This window comes from Aeromonas molluscorum 848 (assembly GCF_000388115.1).
Taxonomy (GTDB): Bacteria; Pseudomonadota; Gammaproteobacteria; order Enterobacterales; family Aeromonadaceae; genus Aeromonas; species Aeromonas molluscorum.
This window is the reverse complement of sequence record NZ_AQGQ01000280.1, coordinates 1-1,895: the sequence shown is the minus strand read 5'-3', so window position 1 is coordinate 1,895 and position 1,895 is coordinate 1. Positions and strand designations below refer to the sequence as shown.

4 protein-coding genes are annotated in these 1,895 nt (G+C 57.1%); 1 reads left to right on the top strand and 3 read right to left on the bottom strand.

Annotated features, from left to right (window positions below; genetic code table 11):
* On the bottom strand, window positions 1-387 hold a 387-nt coding region (locus tag G113_RS19940), incomplete at its 3' end, for an EamA family transporter (RefSeq protein ID WP_161618932.1).
* Between the two features lie 226 nt (window positions 388-613).
* On the opposite strand from G113_RS19940, the gene G113_RS19935 reads away from it, so the two are divergent.
* Window positions 614-1,201 (top strand): FMN-dependent NADH-azoreductase, encoded by a 588-nt coding sequence (locus tag G113_RS19935; protein ID WP_005913727.1) that lies wholly within the window; start codon window positions 614-616, stop codon window positions 1,199-1,201.
* A gap of 88 nt (window positions 1,202-1,289) precedes the next feature.
* On the opposite strand, the gene G113_RS21570 is transcribed toward G113_RS19935, so the two are convergent.
* Both G113_RS21570 and G113_RS20850 read right to left on the bottom strand, forming a co-directional pair.
* Complete coding sequence (locus tag G113_RS21570; protein WP_005913724.1) at window positions 1,290-1,466, bottom strand: hypothetical protein; 177 nt, start codon at window positions 1,464-1,466, stop codon at window positions 1,290-1,292.
* 296 nt (window positions 1,467-1,762) lie between these two features.
* A partial coding sequence (locus G113_RS20850) for a DUF4250 domain-containing protein (RefSeq protein ID WP_005913722.1) occupies window positions 1,763-1,895 on the bottom strand: 133 nt, incomplete at its 5' end.

The following is a 1,895-nucleotide window of genomic DNA, read 5'->3' as shown; positions in this document are numbered from 1 at the left end:
TCTGCTTACTTGTTCCTTGAGCAGCAAGGCCGAGCCTAGGGTGGCGAACAACGGCGAGGTCATCAGCAGTGCTATGCCTTGCCAGATGGGGATGGGCACCGCCAGCGCCCATAGCCAGAACTGGATGCCGATCACCGCCAGCAGCACCCGCAGCAGGTGCAGACGCAGTTGGCGGGTCTGTAAGGATTGGCGCAGGCCGTGGCGCACCAGCCAGGGCAGCAGACAGACCAGGGCGATCAGATATTGATGGAAGGCTACTTGGGTCGAAGGGAGGCCGAGCTTGAAGCTGACATATTGGCTGAGGCTGTTGACGGCGGCGAAGCAAAGGCCGGCCACCATCATCCAGATTGCGCCAGCAAAGGGGGAGTGGCTGCGGGAGGGTTCCATAGGATCCGGGTCGCTGAAAAAAGTGCGGCGGATCATAACGGCAATCGTTTGTCCTGCCAAGGGGCGCAGCCCTGGCCGCGATCCTTGTCAGAGTTAAAGCGAATCACAATCAAATTTTTTGAATGAATTGAGCATCTATTTTCGCTATCAGCCTGGAAACGCTGTGTTTATAGTAGCCTCCATCGACAGTCCTGCTGTCCAACTGACAACCAAATGGAGCGTTACCATGGCTAATATCCTCGTACTCAAATCCAGCATCCTGGGCCAATACTCACAATCCAATGCCCTTATCGATGGCTATCTGGCCGAACGTCAGGGAGACAGCGTCACCGTGCGTGATCTGGCGACCCTGGATCTGCCGGTATTGGATGGCGAGCTGGCCATGGGTCTGCGCGGCGGCGAAAACCTCAATGAGCGTCAGCTGGCTGTGCTGGCGCAGTCCGATGAGCTGATCGCCGAACTCAAAGCGAGCGACCTGGTGATCATCGCGGCGCCCATGTACAACTTCAACATCCCGACCCAGCTGAAAAACTGGATTGACTTGATTGCCCGTGCCGGCGTCACCTTCCGCTATACCGAAACCGGCCCGGTCGGTCTGGTCGACAGCACTCGCGCCCTGGTGGTGAGCCCCCGTGGCGGTTTGCACTTGGGTAACCCCACCGATCTGGTCACCCCCTACATGAAGACGGTCCTGGGTTTCATCGGGATCAAAGATGTCGATTTCATCTACGCCGAAGGCATGGGCATGGGCCCGGAAGCGCAGGCCAAGGGCATTGAAACGGCCAAGACCCAGTTTGAGGCGTTGGCCTACTGAGTTCTCGAAGACGCTCTGTGCTTACCAACAAAAAACGCAGCCCTTGGCTGCGTTTTTTTATGTCGCTCATTGAAGCGTCAGGCGCGAGCTAGTCCAGCATAAAACGGCGACAGCCGCCCAGGACCAGCAGCAGTACGACAACCAGCAAGCCAATGAGCACCAGGCTTAACCACTGTTCGGCATTACCGGGCAGGGTCGGGGTAAACAGGCTGATCATCAGCAGGGCGCAGAGGGTGATCAAGCTGGTCTGTCGGGTTGGGATCATGGGGTACCTCCTTGTTGGTTGTGCGAGAGATTAATCGCCGCAGATGACAGTTTGATGCATCCGTGCACCAGGCTGTGTGGCGCCCCTCTACCATATCAAGGTGCTAACAGGCACCCCTGAATAGGGAGAAGAGTCTTATCCTAGCAGTTTTTTCGGCTCGGGATCGACGGGGGCGCCGAGCTGTGATCCCGATCTCGATCGCCGGGGGGGAAGATCTGGCTATGATGAGGTCTTTTTCTGCCAAGGCATCTAGCTTGATCGCTTGCCCTCTTCAACCACAAGCCACTCAGTCGCCCCTAGCGAAACTGTTTTTGCTGGGCTTGATAGTGAAAATCACCGCTGGCCAGCCGAGCCTCCAGGGCTGCTCTGTCCAACTCCTGTGCGTTGCACAGATCATCAAGATCGGCATAGTGATCACGCAGCTGCATA